The organism is Thiomicrospira cyclica ALM1 (genome assembly GCF_000214825.1).
In the GTDB taxonomy this organism is placed as follows: domain Bacteria; phylum Pseudomonadota; class Gammaproteobacteria; order Thiomicrospirales; family Thiomicrospiraceae; genus Thiomicrospira; species Thiomicrospira cyclica.
Map to the genome: position 1 here is coordinate 1,296,060 of NC_015581.1, position 16,406 is coordinate 1,312,465.

Consider the following 16,406-nt stretch of genomic DNA (forward strand, 5'->3'; position numbering starts at 1 on the left):
TCACGGCTTTTCTTAGCAAGAAGCACTAGAAGCTTATTCTAGGTTCTCATTAATGTAAGCAACAGCTTGTGCCAAAGTAGCAATTTTCTCAGCTTCTTCATCTGGAATTTCACAATCGAACTCTTCTTCTAGGGCCATTACCAACTCAACGGTATCAAGTGAGTCTGCACCCAAGTCATCAACAAAAGACGCATCTGGGGTAACTTGTGCCTCTTCAACACCCAATTGTTCAACTACAATTTTCTTTACGCGATCTTCAATGCTGCTCATGGATTTTTCTCCGAATTAATAATAATGAAAAAATTTCGCTTATTTTGTACTGCTCGACTGTTTTTTTCAAGCTTTTTATTTTTATGAGGCCTCTAAGTTTACCTTGGCCAACACCCATCACATCGGGTAGGCTTAAATCATAACCATGCCACCATTGACATTAATCGTTTGACCCGTGATATATGCTGCTCCGGGTGATGCTAAAAATGCAACCGATTTAGCAATATCTTCCGGCTGACCCAGACGCGCCAAAGGAATTTGATTAATCAACTGCTGACGATGTTCTTCTGCTAAATCACGCGTCATGTCAGTATCAATAAAGCCAGGTGCTACTGTATTCACCGTGATACCACGCGTGCCAACTTCTCGCGCCAAGGATTTTGCAAACCCAATAATACCGGCTTTGGCCGCCGCGTAGTTGGTTTGACCAGCATTACCCATAACCCCAACGACCGAAGCTACATTAATAATGCGACCGTTTTTCTGCTTCATCATGCCACGCAAACAGGCTTTTGACATACGATAAACCGAATTTAAATTGGTTTGAATAATATCATTCCATTCATCATCTTTCATACGCATCAGTAAATTATCGCGAGTGATACCTGCATTATTAACCAAAATAGTCGGTGTACCATGCGCCGAAGTTAACCAGTCCATTAACGCGGTTATTTGGTCCGGTTCAGTAACATTCAAGGCATGACCTTCACCCTTCAAACCAGCATCGGCAAGATACTGACTAATCTGTGCTGCACCAGCTTCGCTCGTAGCCGTACCAATAACGGTCGCGCCTTGTTGCGCCAATTCAACAGCGATAGCTTTACCAATACCGCGGCTGGCACCAGTCACTAATGCGATTTGTCCTTCAAGCATTTAGTTGTCCTCTAGTAGGTTTACTATGTTGGCTAATGTAGCAGAATCATAGACAGATGCAACCGTCATACTTCGATCAATGCGGCGATTTAATCCGGCTAATACCTTGCCCGGACCGCATTCGATCAGATGGGTAACCCCATCAGCGGCAAACTTTTCAATAGTTTTAACCCACTGCACCGGTTGATGAAGCTGGGCTACCAGCGCAGCTTGTAAATCATCAATCTTATCAGATACTTGCGTATTCACATTATGCACAACGGGTAATCGCGGTAATTGCCAATCAATTGAGGCAATGGCTTCAGCCAACTGTTCGGCAGCCGGCTTCATTAGAGCACAGTGTGATGGCACACTCACCGCCAAAGGTACGACTCGTTTGGCGCCCATCTCAGTTGCCTGAGCCATAGCACGTGTAACTGCAGCTGCTTCACCAGCAATAACGACTTGACCTGGCGAATTATAATTAACCGCAGACACGATCGCACCTTGTGACGCCGTTGCACAGGCCTGCTCGACCTGCTCATCTGTTAGACCGAGAACCGCCGCCATGGCACCTTCACCCGGTGCTACAGCCGTTTGCATTAAACTACCCCGTTTAGCTACAAGCGCAACAGCATCTTCCAAACTGATTGCTTCTGCAGCAACTAATGCAGTGTATTCACCCAAAGAATGACCCGCAAAATACACCGGCTCCCACTCGGGCAACACCTCTTTGAGCATGGCATAACAAGCATAACCAGCAACCAGCATAGCTGGCTGAGTGACTGCAGTGTCATTTAGACGCTCTTCAGGTCCCGCCGTCACAACTTGCCATAGGTCATAATCCAGTACAGATGACGCCCGAGCAAAGTAATCCAAAATAGCAGGATGCGTTTCAGCTAACGCATTCAGCATCCCAATAGACTGAGCCCCTTGACCGGGAAAAACCACTACAGATGTCATAACAACCCTTTTTGATGCTTTACTAATTAACCCGCCATGGCACGCCAGTGCCAGACTTTAATAACGAATGAGCGCAGAGCCCCAAGTGAAACCACCACCAAATGCTTCAAGCAGCATTAATTGTCCGCGCTGGATTCGGCCATCTGAAATAGCTTGATCGAGCGCAAGCGGAATAGAGGCGCTAGACGTATTACCATGACGATCGACAGTAATAACCACCTGATTGTCGGCTAAACCCAACTTTTTTCCTGTGGCTTTAATAATGCGCAGATTTGCTTGATGGGGTACTAACCAGTCCAATTCACTGGCATTAATATTATTTTTTTCTAAGGTTTCTGTTGCGATACGACTCAGGGTATTCACCGCAACCTTAAACACCTCGTTGCCCTTCATATTCATGGTTCGCTCTGCCACATCGTCGCTTTGAGCAAGTCGTGACGGCCCAGTTGGAACATGTAACAACTGCTCATACTGTCCATCGGCATGAATATGTGTGGCAATAATTCCGCCCGCTGAAGGTTCACCCGTCTCAGTCGACTCCAAAATCACCGCACCAGCGCCATCACCCCATAAAATACAATTACTGCGGTCAGACCAGTTGGTTATCCGCGACAAACTTTCAGCACCTATTACCAGCGCACGTTTCACCATACCCGTTTTGATAAATTGATCGGCCACACTTAACGCATAAACAAAACCGGTGCATACCGCCTGCAAATCAAATGCTGGACAACTATTGGTAATACCAAGCTCACGCTGCACAATGGTTGCAGTACTGGGAAATATTTTATCGGGCGTAGTGGTCGCTACCAGAACCAAATCAATGTCATTCGGTGCCAGGCCTGCTCGTTCAATAGCTTGTTTGGCTGCCGCCACCGCTAGATCGCTAGTGACTTGATCATCAGCAATGATGTGGCGCTGTTTGATTCCGGTACGTTCTTGAATCCATTCGTCGGTAGTATCGACCATCGTCTCCAAATCGGCATTCAATAACACCCGCGCGGGCAAGTAACTGCCTGTTGATATAATGCGACTCACTCGGGAGATTGTCATCCACTTAATCCTCTAGTGTTTGAGATTGCGTTTGCTCATCTAGCAAGCGAGCGACTTCATCCCGAATGCGACTTGGCACATCATGCAACACTTCGATACGAGCGACCTTAATGGCATTCTCGAAAGCAAAACTATCCGCACCACCATGACTTTTAATGACGCACTTTCGCAAGCCCAAAAAAGAGGCGCCATTGTAATTGCGCGGATCCACCTTAGCCTTAAAGGCTTTTAGCACTGGCGCGGCCATTAAACCAATTAATTTGGTCACTAGATTGCGCATAAATGCTTGCTTGAGGTAATAACTGATCATCTTAGCCACACCCTCACTGGACTTCAACGCAATATTGCCATCAAAACCATCACAAGCAATTACATCAACATTTCCCTTAAAGATGTCATCACCTTCAACATAGCCAACGTAATAAATGGGAGTTTGTCGCAGTAGTTGTTGCGCCAACTTGATTCGGTCATGGCCCTTCATCTCCTCTTCACCGATGTTAAGCAAGCCCACTCGCGGCGTGATATCCGGATGCAAAGTTTTAGCCAGCACAGATCCCATAATAGCAAATTGCGCTAAGCTCTCACCATCAGCACCCACATTGGCACCAAGGTCCAACATATAAACTGGTTTTTTGATGGTGGGCAATGCGGTACAAATCGCTGGACGATGAATACCGGGCAGGGTTTTCAGTACAAACTTTGCTGTCGCCATTAGCGCACCGGTATTACCTGCACTGACACAAGCTTGAGCTTGGTCTTGCTTGACCAAATCCAAGGCAACTCGCATGGAAGAGTCTTTTTTATTACGAAGCGCTTGCGAGGGCAACTCGTCCATATCAACAACTTGTGATGCAGACTGAATCGTCAAACGGTCTCTTGGAATCGCTTGCTGAGATAATAGGGCTTGTTTGATTTTCGGCTCATCACCGACGAGTATTAAGTGCAGGTCTGCAAAGGTATTTAGCGCATTTAAGCTGGCGGGGATGGTGACTTCAAGTCCCTTATCACCGCCCATCGCATCGATAGCAATACGAATAGTCAAGGCAGATTAAGCCTTATCTTGAATAACTTTTTTACCCTTGTAATAGCCATCAGCCGTTACATGATGACGACGGTGTAGCTCACCCGTAGTTGGGTCAGTGGTAATTGCGGTTGTCGTTAATGCATCATGTGAACGACGCGTGCCACGCTTAGCAGGTGATTTTTTGTTTTGTTGAACAGCCATGGTTTTACTCCTAAAAATGCAGAATTCTGCGGTACTAAATTTTAAAACATCTACCAATCAAGTCTTAGTTGACTGGCTCTTTAACTTTGCTAATGCCAAGAATGGATTAGGCTTATTATTGTCTAACTCAACCTCAGCCGGCGCTGTTGACCATGAAACGGCTTCATCAGCCGCTCTTGGTGCCATAGGAATGGCGAGCAATACTTCATCTTCAATAATAGGCAGCAGCGAAATTTTATCCTCTGGCAAGTTATACACTTCCCAGTCAGCATCCAATTCGTCAGCCAGCTGCGCTGATGACAGAAACACGCCACGAATATTTGCATCAACTGGCTGTTCAAACACGTCTAAACTTCGTTGACAGGTTAGCTTTAACATCGTGTTAACCTGCAACTCAAACGCGGGCGCACCGGTTTGCTTTTGTTTGAAAAACGCCATTTCTATAAAAATATCGCCCACAGGCTCAGAAACCGCCTGTACTAACCGAGGACATTGCGCTTGCGCGACCTTGGCTTTGATCCGTCGTTTTTGCTCGGCATAAAACAACGGATCGACTAAATCGGGAAGTCTAGTAAACATGGCGCGAGATAATACCTCTTGTCAGTAATTTTGTCAAAAATAATAATAACTTGAACCTACAACTGAATGGTCTAAAATGCCAAGCTTATTTAGACAACAGACATTAACACCCATGAAACAGCAATCACACCCTTTTATCTTGGCCTCTCAATCCCCTTATCGTAAGCAGCTTTTAAGCAAACTCATTAGAAGCTTTGCTTGCTATCCGGCTGAGATTGATGAATCACGCCAAGCCGATGAACCAGTAATTGAAATGGTTGAGCGGCTAAGTATTAAAAAAGCGCAAGCCATAGCCATCCATCACCCAAATAGCTGGATCATTGCCTCAGACCAAAGTGCCGCACTGGGCAACGAAGTGCTTGGCAAACCACACACACATACCCAAGCATTGGCGCAATTACAAAAACAACAGGGCAAAACACTAACCTACCACACGGGGATTTGCCTATATAACCCGATTACGAAAAGCTACCATTATGCCGAAGAACCCACGCAGGTAGTATTTCGCCAGCTCACAACCGAACGTCTTAACGACTACCTTCTAGCAGAACAACCCTATGATTGCGCCGGCAGTTTTAAATCAGAAGGCCTGGGTATTATGTTATTTAGTGCTATTCACAGCCAAGACCCCAATGCATTGATTGGACTACCCTTAATTAAACTGTGTGAACTTTTTGAACAAGCGGGATTAAGCTTACCATTAACTGAGTAAATAGTGTCGCAGCGAACCTAAATCCTCGAGTGCCGCAACTGGGTTAAACGCGGCCAGTTGCGCCGGGTGATGCACACCATGATGAAGCGCAATCCTATCCATGCCAATATTGGCCGCCATTTCCATATCAAAAGTGGTATCACCGACCATAACAACCTGCTCCGCCGACCAATTCCAATGCGTCATAATTTGCTGTAACATCAACGGATTGGGTTTTGATGCAGACTCAATTGGCGTGCGTGTAATATCAAAAAAACGACCAAAACCTGTTAACTTTAGTACTTCATCTAAGCCACGGCGACTTTTACCCGTAGCCACCGCTAATTTATACCCTTCATCCAGCAGAGCTTCTAACAACTCATCCGCAAACGGAAAGGGTGTCATCGGCACCTGAGACTCATGTAAAAAATGTTCCGTGTAGGCTTCCGAAACCGCTTGAATGGTGGTTAAATCTTCAGCGATTGTCGGATAGAGTTGTGCCACCGCATTTTGTAGACTCAAACCAATAATCTGTTTTGATTCATGATCACTGAGTACCGGCAAATTATTCTGAGCCGCAGCATACTGAATCGCCGCAACAATTCTTGCCTCAGAATTCATCAAGGTACCATCCCAATCAAAAATGACGCCCCGGTAATTGTGCTTACTCACGATATCTCCTTTTGGCTTAGCTGATGATGGCGTAACAATTTGTCAAAATCAGGGTACAAGGGCGCAAAAATTTTAACTTGCTCGCCCGTTTTAGGATGCTTAAACGCAACCATTCGTGCATGCAAGGCTAAAGAATGCATACCCTGACGCGCCTGCCATTGATCAAATTCGGCATCACCATATTTGTCATCACCAGCAATGGGGTGACCATTAGCCGCACAATGAACGCGTATTTGATGGGTCCGACCAGTGGCCAGTTTTACTTCGATTAAACTCGCCTGACCTAAGTCAACCAACAAGCGCACAAAGCTCAAACTTGGCTTACCCGCAGGGTGCACTTCGACGCGTCGTTCACCTGAAGGTAAGGTGAATTTGCGCAAAGGGTGCTCCACTTTCATTAAGGCTTTTGGCCAACGTCCTTTAACCAGCGTCCAGTAAAGCTTGGTCACCTGATGCTCACGAATCTGCTGATGTAAATCGCGCAAAACCGACATTTTTTTGGCCAAAATAATTGCCCCAGACGTATCACGGTCTAAACGATGCACAAGTTCCACTCGCTTAGCCAGTGGGCGCGCATTTCGTACCAGCTCAATTAAGCCCCAGCTAACACCACTCCCACCATGCACCGCCATGCCTGAGGGCTTGTTAATGACAATCAGGTCATCGTCTTCAAATAAGATCGCCTGCTCAATCCGTGGCACTTGCGATGCAGGCGGTGTCACCCGCTCAGGAGAATCTGGCAGTTTCACCGGCGGAATTCGCACCACATCCCCTGCTTTTAGGCGCTGAGAAACTTGAGCACGCCCTTTATTAACCCGAACCTCACCCTTTCGTACTATCCGATAAATCAAGGGTCGCGGTACTTTTCTTAAGTGCTTTAACAAAAAATTATCCAGACGCTGTCCAGCGTCTTCCGCATCCACATGAATAAATCGCACCTCGGCCACAGCACCCACCATAAAAAATTTTCGCTTATAGTAACTGATTAAGCTTCATTGAGCGCTATTTTTTTAGATTGCGCAAAACAAGAATGAGTGCTATATTCGGATAGTTATTGGATTGGCGTGCTTTTTTGTAATGCCGGCAATAGACAAAAACTGACGATAAAGAATTTTGAGATATAACCACTAAATTTTATATGTAAACTTGGCTAAGGCCACAGTGTAATTTGGATGACTCGGAGTAGAAAAACTCCAACAACTTATCGACGTGCCGCGCAATTTTATCATTAATTTTGAATATAAGACGCGGCACTCACTGAGTTTGAATGAACACGCATTGCAATCAACTTAATATAAGACTAAGAGCTGACAACTGCACAAAATTGACCAGCTCGACAAAAACGAAACTTACTTAAACACTGCTGATTTTAGACGGCACTCACTGTGCCTGGCTAACAGAAACTAAGTATTTCAAGATGTCAAAACGTTGACCTTCCTTGCAACATTCTTTTGCATCCAACTCTGCCTGTGCCTGCGCCCCTAACCACAAAGAGAATAGCATGAAAAGAATGCTTATCAACGCAACCCAGCAAGAAGAGCTGCGTGTTGCACTAGTCGATGGTCAAAATCTATATGACCTAGACATCGAGACCCCACAACAACAAAAGAAAAAAGCCAACATTTACAAAGGCACCATTACACGAATTGAACCGAGCTTAGAAGCTGCTTTCGTTGATTATGGCTCTGACCGTCATGGCTTTTTGCCATTCAAAGAAATAGCTGAAGAATACTATCCTAACGGCGACTACGACCCTCAATTAAATATTCAACAGGTCTTAAAAGAAGGCCAAGACGTCATTATTCAAGTGCAAAAAGAAGAGCGAGGCAACAAAGGCGCTGCACTAACCACCCAAATCACTCTCGCCGGCTCATACGTGGTGATGATGCCGAACAACCCAAAATCAGGTGGTATTTCACGTCGTATCGAAGGGGATGAACGCTCAGACCTAAAAGAAACGCTACGCAACATTGACATACCCGATGGCATGGGCTTAATAGTCCGCACCGCAGGCGTTGGCAAAAGCCCCGAAGAGTTGCAATGGGGCATCAATTATTTGGTTAAACTTTGGGAGGCTATTCAGCATGCCGCTCAAGAAGGCGCAGCACCGATTCTTATTCACCAAGAATCGGACATCGTAACTCTCGCGATTCGTGATTATTTACGCCAAGATATTGGAGAAATTCTCATTGATGACATGGACACCTTCCATCGTGCGCGCGATTTTATTCAGCAAGTGATGCCGCAACACGTAAATAAAGTGAAGCCTTACCAAGACAAAATTCCATTATTCACCCGCTTCCAAATTGAATCACAAATTGAATCGGCCTATCAGCGTGAAGTCGTATTACCATCTGGTGGCGTCATTGTTATTGATATTACTGAAGCACTAACGGCTATCGACATCAACTCGAGCCGCTCGACTAAAGGCGGTGATATCGAAGAAACGGCCTATCACACCAACATGGAAGCAGCGGTTGAAATTGCACGTCAACTGCGTCTTCGTGACCTAGGTGGGCTTGTAGTCATCGACTTTATTGATATGCATTCTTCACGCCACCAACGTGAAGTAGAAAATCAAATGCGTGAGGCGGTTAAGAACGACCGTGCCCGCGTACAAATTGGCAAAATTTCTCGCTTTGGCTTACTTGAAATGTCGCGTCAACGCCTACGCCCGTCCATTGACGAATCAACTCAAATTGTTTGCCCACGTTGTAGGGGCGTTGGTGTCATTCGTGGTGTAGAGTCATTGGCCCTATCAATCTTGCGCTTAATTGAAGAAGATGCTATGAAAGAGGGCACCAAACGGATCACAGTGCAAATACCTGTTGATGTAGCTACCTTCTTACTTAACGAGAAACGCGCGCAGATTATTAAAACCGAAGACCGTTACAACCTACACGTATTAATCGTTCCTAATGAGCATTTAGAAACACCGCAATACCTAATCGAACGATCACGAATTGGAGAACAACTAGGCAACGAAACCAGTTACCAAACTAAAACCTTTATCCAACCTGAATTGCCCTTGCTAGAGCAGCCAGAGAAGAAAAAAGAAGAGCCGGTATTAAAAAACATTAACATTCCTTCAATGCCTGCACCCACTGAGCAACCATTCTCTGCTAAAGCAAATACAAAAACCGAACCAAGACTGCTTAGCAAACTTTGGAGCTGGCTGTTTAAGGATGAACCACAAAATCCAACTGAGAAAACGGCCAAGTCAACTCAAAAAACGGTCAAGTCCGATGAGAGTTCAGAAGGACCGCGACGAAACAATCGTCGTCGTAACGGACGTCGCCGTAATGCTAATGAATCAGATAACTCCGAGACTAAGACTAGCACCCAAAACGACAGCTCGACGACTCGTGACGGAGAAAAATTAAGTGAACCACGTCGTCGCAATCGCTCCAGAAATGGGAGAAGTAATAACAATGACAATGTGTCACCTGAGTCAACGGCACCGGATAAATCGACTAAAGATGAACGCCGAGGCAGTGCCAACGTAAAATCAGCCGAGAAGACATCTAGCAATGAGGAATTGAATGCAAAAACTGAGCCTCAATATAGTAGTTCTAAGCGTCAGACTGAAAGAGCAACTAGTAAAACGCCTGAGAGTACGAAGAGCACTGAACCGCGTCGTCGGAGTCGCTACAACTCACGAACTAGCCTCAATCGCCGTCGCGCACCTCGTGATGCAGAAAATTTAAGTATTCATGACTTTAATGTCGAGAGTGCTTCTGAAACGCCGGTGCCCGTTAGCACCTCTGACATTGCTGTCACAACAGCGATTATTGCCAACGAAGCAACGTCGTCTTTGCCACCGTTATCAACTGATAACGCGGTTGACATATCGGCATTAGAGACGGCTAAAGACACAAGTCAAACTGAAGGGGCCGTACCTGAAAAAGAACCAGAGACAACACCTAAGTTTACTTCAACTGAAAAAAGCGCTGATTCAACATCCGAGGATCAGGCAGAACAAACTAAGCAGACCGAGAGAGTTTAACGCTTAGTTACCTCTACCCGACCAACATTGTCAGCTGACATGTTGGTCACCCCTCCTTACCCACCTCACATCGGTAACCCATTACCTGTAGCTGCCACCCCTGATAACCTTGCCTTAAAAGTATCACATCATCTAATGTAATTATTGACGATCGCTCTAAACAAGCCACTATCGCCTCAAAGCTTGATAAACTATACGGATTAGGGCTTTTTCGTATGAGGTAGTTAGCCTGTTCGGGTATGTCTAAATGAAGACGCGGCAAGCGTGCAATCTGTGGATTGGTTAACAGCATTGCGCTGGCTTTTCGCCATGTGGCATCAATAAAGAGTAACCTTGGTGTTACTTGGCCTGAATGATCATTAGCCTGCAGTGCAAGTGGTAAGTCAGACAGTTGATAGCTCTGTGGTTCAGGTTGACCAGGTAAACAGGCCTTGTGCGCCGGAAAAACTACATAAACTGGTCCTTTGGCTAACCAGGCATCAAATTCAGCAGCTTGATCTAATGTTTTCGTAGACCAGATTGGCAAATCCGGCCAACAAAGTGATAACAACCGCAAAGTGTTCTTAGCATGCTTGGCTTCATTAGGATCCTGCCAAACAGCCCAGTCACATCGAGGCGTAATGGGATGAACCCAAGAACATAAACAGCTTTTTAAAGGTAACTGACACTGAGCACAGATTTCTCGCATAGAGCCTCAAACAATGACTAACAATAATCTCACTTTACACTATGAAACACAGCATTTTAGCGCAGAAGTCATCCAATTATGCAAACGCACTAAACAGCGCAAACCACAGCGCGATGAACGGGTATTTTGGCATAGTAATGGAATTGAAGGGGTAGGTATTGTCAGATTGCGTAGACTCGACAGCGCATACGATGATTGGCTTGTTAGGGGGTTATGGATAGCGCCTAAATATCGCCAACAAGGGTTTGCTAGCCAGTTAATGAACTTTGCGATTTCAGAAATGCAATCAAAGTCGAGCCAACGAGTTTACGCCATGGCGAGCCACCATTTAGACGAATTTTATTCTAAACTTGGCTTTAGCCCAGCCGAACAAGAAACCTGTCCGAAGCAACTTGAAAAACAACATAAATGGCGGGTTTGGGTCTACTCAATTCAATAGAACAAACCAGCAGCCATTAACGTTATTTTTTCATACCTTTCGGTGGGTTAGGTACTTCAAAACCAAACTCTAAAGCACGACGCTTACAATAATCAATCGCGAAATCTAACAACTCACCCACCGCACGATGACGGAATTTTTGTTTCTGACGAACGTGAGAAAACGGGCGCGTCAAAGGTGGATCCAATGGAATCGCTTTGATAGTTCCAAGCTTTAACTCTTTCATCAAGGTCGAACGAGACACGATAGCCAAGCCAACATCGGCCTCAGCGGCCATTTTCACCGACTCAGGCGCGCCCAGCTCCATAACAATATTCATATCGCTAAGGCTAAGGCCTTGTTCACGGATATAGTTATCAATCACAGCGCGAGAACCCGAACCCTCTTCACGAACAATGAAGGGGTATTTACGGAAATCCTCAACCGAGACTTTTTCACGCTTAGCAAGAGGGTGATTGACCGAGCATATCATCTGCATCTCGTCAATACGACAGACCTCTACATCTAGGTTTTTGTTATTGACCGGCGCCTCAACAAGCCCAAGATCAATCATATTATTTTCGACCATGGAAACAACCGCATCCGTGTTACCTACTTGTAAACGAATAGTCACATCAGGGAACTGCTCTTTGAAGGCACCCAATAAGAATGGCAACATATATTCAGCAATCGTGGTGCTGGCACCAATGACCAAGCTACCTGATACTTCGCCGGTTAGATCACGGACTTCAGAGTTCATCTTGTCATAGAGTTCAAGAATATTTTCCGAATAGTCATAAACAATACGCCCTGCTTCGGTTAAGGTGATCTTGTTGTGGGTACGATCGAAAAGACGAGTGTTAAAAAAGTCTTCTAGCTGTTTAACTTGGAAGGTAACCGCAGGCTGCGTCATATGCAACGTCTCAGCCGCTTTGGTAAAGCTCATTACTTTTGCAACAGTGTGAAATACTTGAAGTCGTCTATCGGCCATACCCGTTCATCCCTCGTGATCTGATTTCTGCAGTTATCTTAAGATACTGAATTAATCATTATAAATATATTTTATTATTGCACAAACTATAAGACCTTGATTTTCAAAAGTCAAAGTTTTGTTGCTTTAAGTTGTTTTAATTAGCTTTGCCTCAGATGCGGGTTAAACCAGGATAAGGTTTACGCCCATAAAGCGCTTCTCTCATCAAGGTATTTTTAATCGGCTTCGCCAAATTAGCTAACTTCATCAGCTCGGAACGCACCGGATCTAAGCCAGTAGCTTGTTGACCTAATCCCCAATCAAAGACCTCCATCGCTCGCTGCATTAAGGCATTATCACCACGACGCCAACGCTCATATTGACGCAACAGCGTAAATTGGCCAGGATCAAACAACAGTGGGTCATCAATTTCATTTTTAGCCACCGCTAACACATCAATCAGACTGGCCGCATCCAGAAAACCCAGGTTTACACCCTGCCCCGCTTGCGGATTAATAGTATGCGCAGCGTCACCCACTAGCGCAATGCGCGGCTTAACATAGGCTTGAGCGTGACGACGTGTTAAGATAAAAGCCGCCCTATCCCACGAATCGACAATCGCTCCTAAATGGCCAGCACTGGCTTTATAAAGCGCCTGATGATAATCCTCTTTCGACAACGACATGGCCCAGGCCTGCTGATCTGCCGGCATATACCAGGCGATGGAGCTCACTTTCGGCCCCATCGGCAAAAACGCAAATGGACCCGTCGGTGTGTAACGCTGCCAACATACCTGCTGATGATCGGCACTCGTTTGCACACAACCGACTACCGCCACTTGCGCATAATCATGCTGATCGATACCTATGCCGGCTAGTTGACGCACTTTAGACATAGCGCCGTCAGCACCAACCACCAACTTTGCAGTTAATTCAGTGCCATCGGCAAAATCCAAATAAGCCAATTCGGTATCTACGTTTAGTGCCACCAGTGACTGACCACTGAGCATGTTAATATCCTGCTGACGCAAGCCATGCCATAACGCCATTTGTATCGCTTGATTTGCGACTAAATGACCTAGATTCGCTTCGCCAATATCCGCGGCATCAAAATGGACCTCACCTGCCTGCTCGGCATCACAGACCTGCATTCCCACAAACGGAAAAAGCTGCTGTTGCTGCTCAAGCCATGACCAAACTCCCAGGTTACGCAATAGGTTTTCTGATGCACGACTTATGGCGCTAACGCGACTAGGATGGGTTGCCAAATCTATCTTTGGCCAATCCTGGCTAGACGGGTTCTGCTCCAACAGGGCTACCCGTAACTGACATTGAGTTTTAAGGGCTAATGCAACGGCCGCACCCACCATGCCACCACCCACAACGATAACATCATAATTCGCTTGCATAGCCATCATCTTCCCTTCAGATTAGTTAACTGAGCGGCCTCGACTGGCAAAGGCTGCTAAACGTTTTTTCAACGGTGGCAATGCCTGAAGCACCATTAAGCCGAAACCTCGCAAATGGCCAACAAGAGGCGATGGGTGCTGAAAGACTCGAATCAAGCCATCGGTTAATCGCATCACTTGTTGATGGTCGGCCAATCGCTGTTCTTCGTAGGCCACTAAATCCGAGTTAGACGGCGCACCCGTTGAGCTTATTGCTAAAAAATCACTGACATCGCGCAAGCCGAGATTTAATCCCTGCGCCGCCACGGGATGTTGAGTATGACAAGCATTGCCCATTAATAGCATCCGACTCTTTAAAACCTGTTGCGCACGACCTTCAGTGAGAGGATAGGCTAAACGTGCCGAAATACGTTCAAAGCCGCCCATTCGAACCCCCATCTGCGCATAAAATGCCGCCAAAAACGCATCATCATCAAAATTTTCTACAAGCGCTTTATCAGCCTCGGGCACAACATAAACTAGCTTATGATCGTGACTTCCTATCGGCAATAACGCCACAGGGCCCTGAGGTGTAAAACGCTCATAAGCCCAGCCATTATGTGGCTGACGACTGGTTGCTTGCGCTAAAAAAGCCCAGGCCTGGTAATTAGTTTGTTCAAACGCCACACTCATCAATTCGCGTACTTTTGAATTTGTGCCGTCCGCGCCAATTAGCAATCGGGCTGGTAAGGTTTCGGTTTCAGTTGTGTCTGAGGTTGCCAGCACCACCTCTAGGTGGTTTGTTTGCTCGTGGGCTTCCACCACTCGAGCACCATAATAACCACGAATACTTGGAGTTGCTAACACCGCTTGCCATAAAATACGTCCTAAATCAGCCGCACGAAGCGCATAACCTAAAGCCTCAACACCCATTTCTTCGGCATGGATAAGGGTTAACCCTAAAAACCCTTTTTGAGATACATGAATATGCTCTATGGGCGTAGCTACGCTGCGCAATGCTGGCCAGACGCCTAGCTGCTCGAACAATTGAATTGAGCTTGAGGACAACGCCAACATCCGACCATCAAAACTGGCACTCAAGTTTTGCTGAGGCTTAGTCGGGTCAACCAAACAAACGGCATAACCCTGTGCCGCTAAACCTAAGGCTAGGCTCAAACCCACCGGACCACCCCCCGCGATCACAAACGGTAAGGTATCAGCTGGTTTTTCAGCTGCCGAGCCTAGACTCGATGCTGCTGCATCCATGACATAATCTCCTCTGGTTGACGAGGTAACCCTTGGGTTAATACCTCCGATCCTGTCTCGGTAACTAACACATCATCCTCAATGCGAATGCCGATGCCACGCCAATGCTCTGCAACCTCGGTAGCATCTTTATCGATATAGAGCCCCGGCTCTACTGTGACCACCATTCCCGGCGCCAAAACCACGGATTGGTTATTATGCTTATACAGCCCAACATCATGCACATCCAATCCCAGCCAGTGTCCGGTGCCATGCATAAAATAAGCCTTATAAGCTTTGCTATTCACTAAATCGGCCAGATCGCCTGACAAAATGCCTAGTTCAACCAACCCCTCGGTTATCACTTGCGCTGCTGTTTGATGCAGTGCTTCATAGGCGACACCCGGTTTTATCATCGCAATGACTGCTTGCTGTGCGTCCAAAACCACTTGATAGAGCTGTTGTTGCGCACTAGTAAACCGCCCTGACACCGGAAAGGTGTGGCTAATATCACCGGCATAACCCTGCCACTCAACCCCCGCATCAATTAGCACCAACTCACCTTCAGCCAAGCAGGCCTGGTTTTCAGTGTAGTGCAGAATACAAGCACGCTCACCACCGGCAACGATGGAATTAAAAGCCATTCGTTGAGCACCGGCATGACGTGCCGTGGCCTCCAATGCACTTTGAACTTGATACTCAAAAACACCGGGCCTGGTTGCCTGCATCGCAGCCAAATGGGCGGCTACTGATAGCTTTGCCGCCTGGCGCATCTGCTCAATCTCATAGGGTGCCTTGACTCGGCGCATCGAATGCAAAGTTTCATCCGCATTAATCAACCTAGTCGGCACCTGACCGCCTTGTCGAATTTTGCTTTGAGCCTGCTGTATCCAACCTGACAGGTAGTTCGCCCAATAATCTATATGACTAAAGCTCAAATGAATTTCGTCCGCATAGGCCAGTAACGAACCCAGCATGGTATCGCGCTGATCAGACGACCAGGCCTTCTGGACGGCCAGCTTTTTCACCGCGGCTTCAACACCTAGGCGACGTCCTTGCCAACGTTCTTGCAAAGGGTCTTTAGGACGCAGCCACAACCAGGCCTGCTCCTGCGAAGAATTTAATTGCCATTGATTTTTTAACTCTTCGGGTAATTGGGCAATAACATCCGCACTAACTAACGCCAGCGTAGCTTCAGGCTCAGCAAAACCAGTTAAATACCAAAAATCACTCTGCGGGCGAAACGGATAATCGACATCGCGATTTCGAATGGTCTCATCACCGGCGTAAATTAACCAGATAGTGCGACTGGGCATAGCCGCAAACAGTTGTTGTCGCTGACCACAAGAAAACTGAGTCTGAGCGGTATCGCTGTTCATATAAACCT

General features: G+C 46.4%; 17 protein-coding genes. 3 read left to right on the top strand and 14 right to left on the bottom strand.

Going from position 1 to position 16,406, the window contains the following annotated elements; translation table 11 throughout:
• Positions 1-33: 33 nt before the first annotated feature.
• The 7 genes from acpP to THICY_RS05845 all read right to left on the bottom strand — a co-directional run bounded on the left by acpP (position 34) and on the right by THICY_RS05845 (position 4,942).
• Positions 34-270, bottom strand: a complete 237-nt coding sequence (gene acpP / locus THICY_RS05815) for an acyl carrier protein (RefSeq protein ID WP_006459324.1) — start codon at positions 268-270, stop codon at positions 34-36.
• A gap of 132 nt (positions 271-402) precedes the next feature.
• Positions 403-1,143, bottom strand: a complete 741-nt coding sequence (fabG, locus tag THICY_RS05820; RefSeq protein ID WP_013835686.1) for a 3-oxoacyl-ACP reductase FabG — start codon at positions 1,141-1,143, stop codon at positions 403-405.
• Positions 1,144-2,085, bottom strand: coding sequence for an ACP S-malonyltransferase (fabD, locus tag THICY_RS05825; RefSeq protein WP_013835687.1), 942 nt, complete (start codon positions 2,083-2,085; stop codon positions 1,144-1,146). It lies immediately after the preceding gene.
• A gap of 57 nt (positions 2,086-2,142) precedes the next feature.
• Positions 2,143-3,138 (bottom strand): beta-ketoacyl-ACP synthase III, encoded by a 996-nt coding sequence (locus THICY_RS05830; protein WP_013835688.1) that lies wholly within the window; start codon positions 3,136-3,138, stop codon positions 2,143-2,145.
• A gap of 4 nt (positions 3,139-3,142) precedes the next feature.
• Positions 3,143-4,180 (bottom strand): phosphate acyltransferase PlsX, encoded by a 1,038-nt coding sequence (plsX, locus tag THICY_RS05835; protein ID WP_013835689.1) that lies wholly within the window; start codon positions 4,178-4,180, stop codon positions 3,143-3,145.
• A gap of 6 nt (positions 4,181-4,186) precedes the next feature.
• The gene (gene rpmF / locus THICY_RS05840) at positions 4,187-4,363 is read right to left on the bottom strand and encodes a 50S ribosomal protein L32 (protein WP_013835690.1); all 177 of its coding nucleotides are present in this window, start codon (positions 4,361-4,363) and stop codon (positions 4,187-4,189) included.
• A gap of 57 nt (positions 4,364-4,420) precedes the next feature.
• Positions 4,421-4,942 (bottom strand): YceD family protein, encoded by a 522-nt coding sequence (locus THICY_RS05845; RefSeq protein ID WP_013835691.1) that lies wholly within the window; start codon positions 4,940-4,942, stop codon positions 4,421-4,423.
• A gap of 112 nt (positions 4,943-5,054) precedes the next feature.
• On the opposite strand from THICY_RS05845, the gene THICY_RS05850 reads away from it, so the two are divergent.
• Positions 5,055-5,654: a Maf family protein gene (locus THICY_RS05850; protein ID WP_041435727.1), complete on the top strand. Its 600-nt coding sequence runs from the start codon at positions 5,055-5,057 to the stop codon at positions 5,652-5,654.
• Here the strand turns inward: THICY_RS05850 and THICY_RS05855 are convergent.
• Both THICY_RS05855 and THICY_RS05860 read right to left on the bottom strand, forming a co-directional pair.
• On the bottom strand, positions 5,643-6,305 hold the full coding sequence (locus tag THICY_RS05855) for an HAD family hydrolase (RefSeq protein ID WP_013835693.1): 663 nt from the start codon (positions 6,303-6,305) through the stop codon (positions 5,643-5,645). The two genes, THICY_RS05850 and THICY_RS05855, sit on opposite strands and share 12 nt — an antisense overlap.
• The gene (locus THICY_RS05860) at positions 6,302-7,264 is read right to left on the bottom strand and encodes an RluA family pseudouridine synthase (RefSeq protein WP_013835694.1); all 963 of its coding nucleotides are present in this window, start codon (positions 7,262-7,264) and stop codon (positions 6,302-6,304) included. The genes THICY_RS05855 and THICY_RS05860 overlap by 4 nt, the downstream gene beginning before the upstream one ends.
• 542 nt (positions 7,265-7,806) lie before the next feature.
• On the opposite strand from THICY_RS05860, the gene THICY_RS05865 reads away from it, so the two are divergent.
• On the top strand, positions 7,807-10,311 hold the full coding sequence (locus THICY_RS05865; protein WP_013835695.1) for an Rne/Rng family ribonuclease: 2,505 nt from the start codon (positions 7,807-7,809) through the stop codon (positions 10,309-10,311).
• Positions 10,312-10,357: 46 nt separating this feature from the next.
• Here the strand turns inward: THICY_RS05865 and THICY_RS05870 are convergent, their stop codons facing one another.
• Positions 10,358-10,999: a tRNA-uridine aminocarboxypropyltransferase gene (locus THICY_RS05870; RefSeq protein WP_013835696.1), complete on the bottom strand. Its 642-nt coding sequence runs from the start codon at positions 10,997-10,999 to the stop codon at positions 10,358-10,360.
• Positions 11,000-11,012: 13 nt separating this feature from the next.
• Between THICY_RS05870 and THICY_RS05875 the strand changes: the two genes are divergently transcribed.
• Positions 11,013-11,438 carry a GNAT family N-acetyltransferase gene (locus THICY_RS05875; RefSeq protein WP_013835697.1) on the top strand — a complete coding sequence of 142 codons (426 nt, stop codon included), beginning with the start codon at positions 11,013-11,015 and terminating at the stop codon, positions 11,436-11,438.
• Between the two features lie 22 nt (positions 11,439-11,460).
• Here the strand turns inward: THICY_RS05875 and THICY_RS05880 are convergent, their stop codons facing one another.
• From THICY_RS05880 to THICY_RS05895, 4 genes are all read right to left on the bottom strand, one after another.
• Positions 11,461-12,408 carry a LysR family transcriptional regulator gene (locus THICY_RS05880; protein WP_013835698.1) on the bottom strand — a complete coding sequence of 316 codons (948 nt, stop codon included), beginning with the start codon at positions 12,406-12,408 and terminating at the stop codon, positions 11,461-11,463.
• Between the two features lie 151 nt (positions 12,409-12,559).
• Positions 12,560-13,795, bottom strand: a complete 1,236-nt coding sequence (locus THICY_RS05885; RefSeq protein WP_157862727.1) for an FAD-dependent monooxygenase — start codon at positions 13,793-13,795, stop codon at positions 12,560-12,562.
• 21 nt (positions 13,796-13,816) lie between these two features.
• Complete coding sequence (locus THICY_RS05890) at positions 13,817-15,040, bottom strand: FAD-dependent monooxygenase (RefSeq protein WP_013835700.1); 1,224 nt, start codon at positions 15,038-15,040, stop codon at positions 13,817-13,819.
• A complete protein-coding gene (locus tag THICY_RS05895) occupies positions 15,016-16,398 on the bottom strand; it encodes an aminopeptidase P N-terminal domain-containing protein (RefSeq protein ID WP_013835701.1) in 1,383 nt (460 codons plus the stop codon). The genes THICY_RS05890 and THICY_RS05895 overlap by 25 nt, the downstream gene beginning before the upstream one ends.
• Between the last annotated feature and the right edge of the window lie 8 nt (positions 16,399-16,406).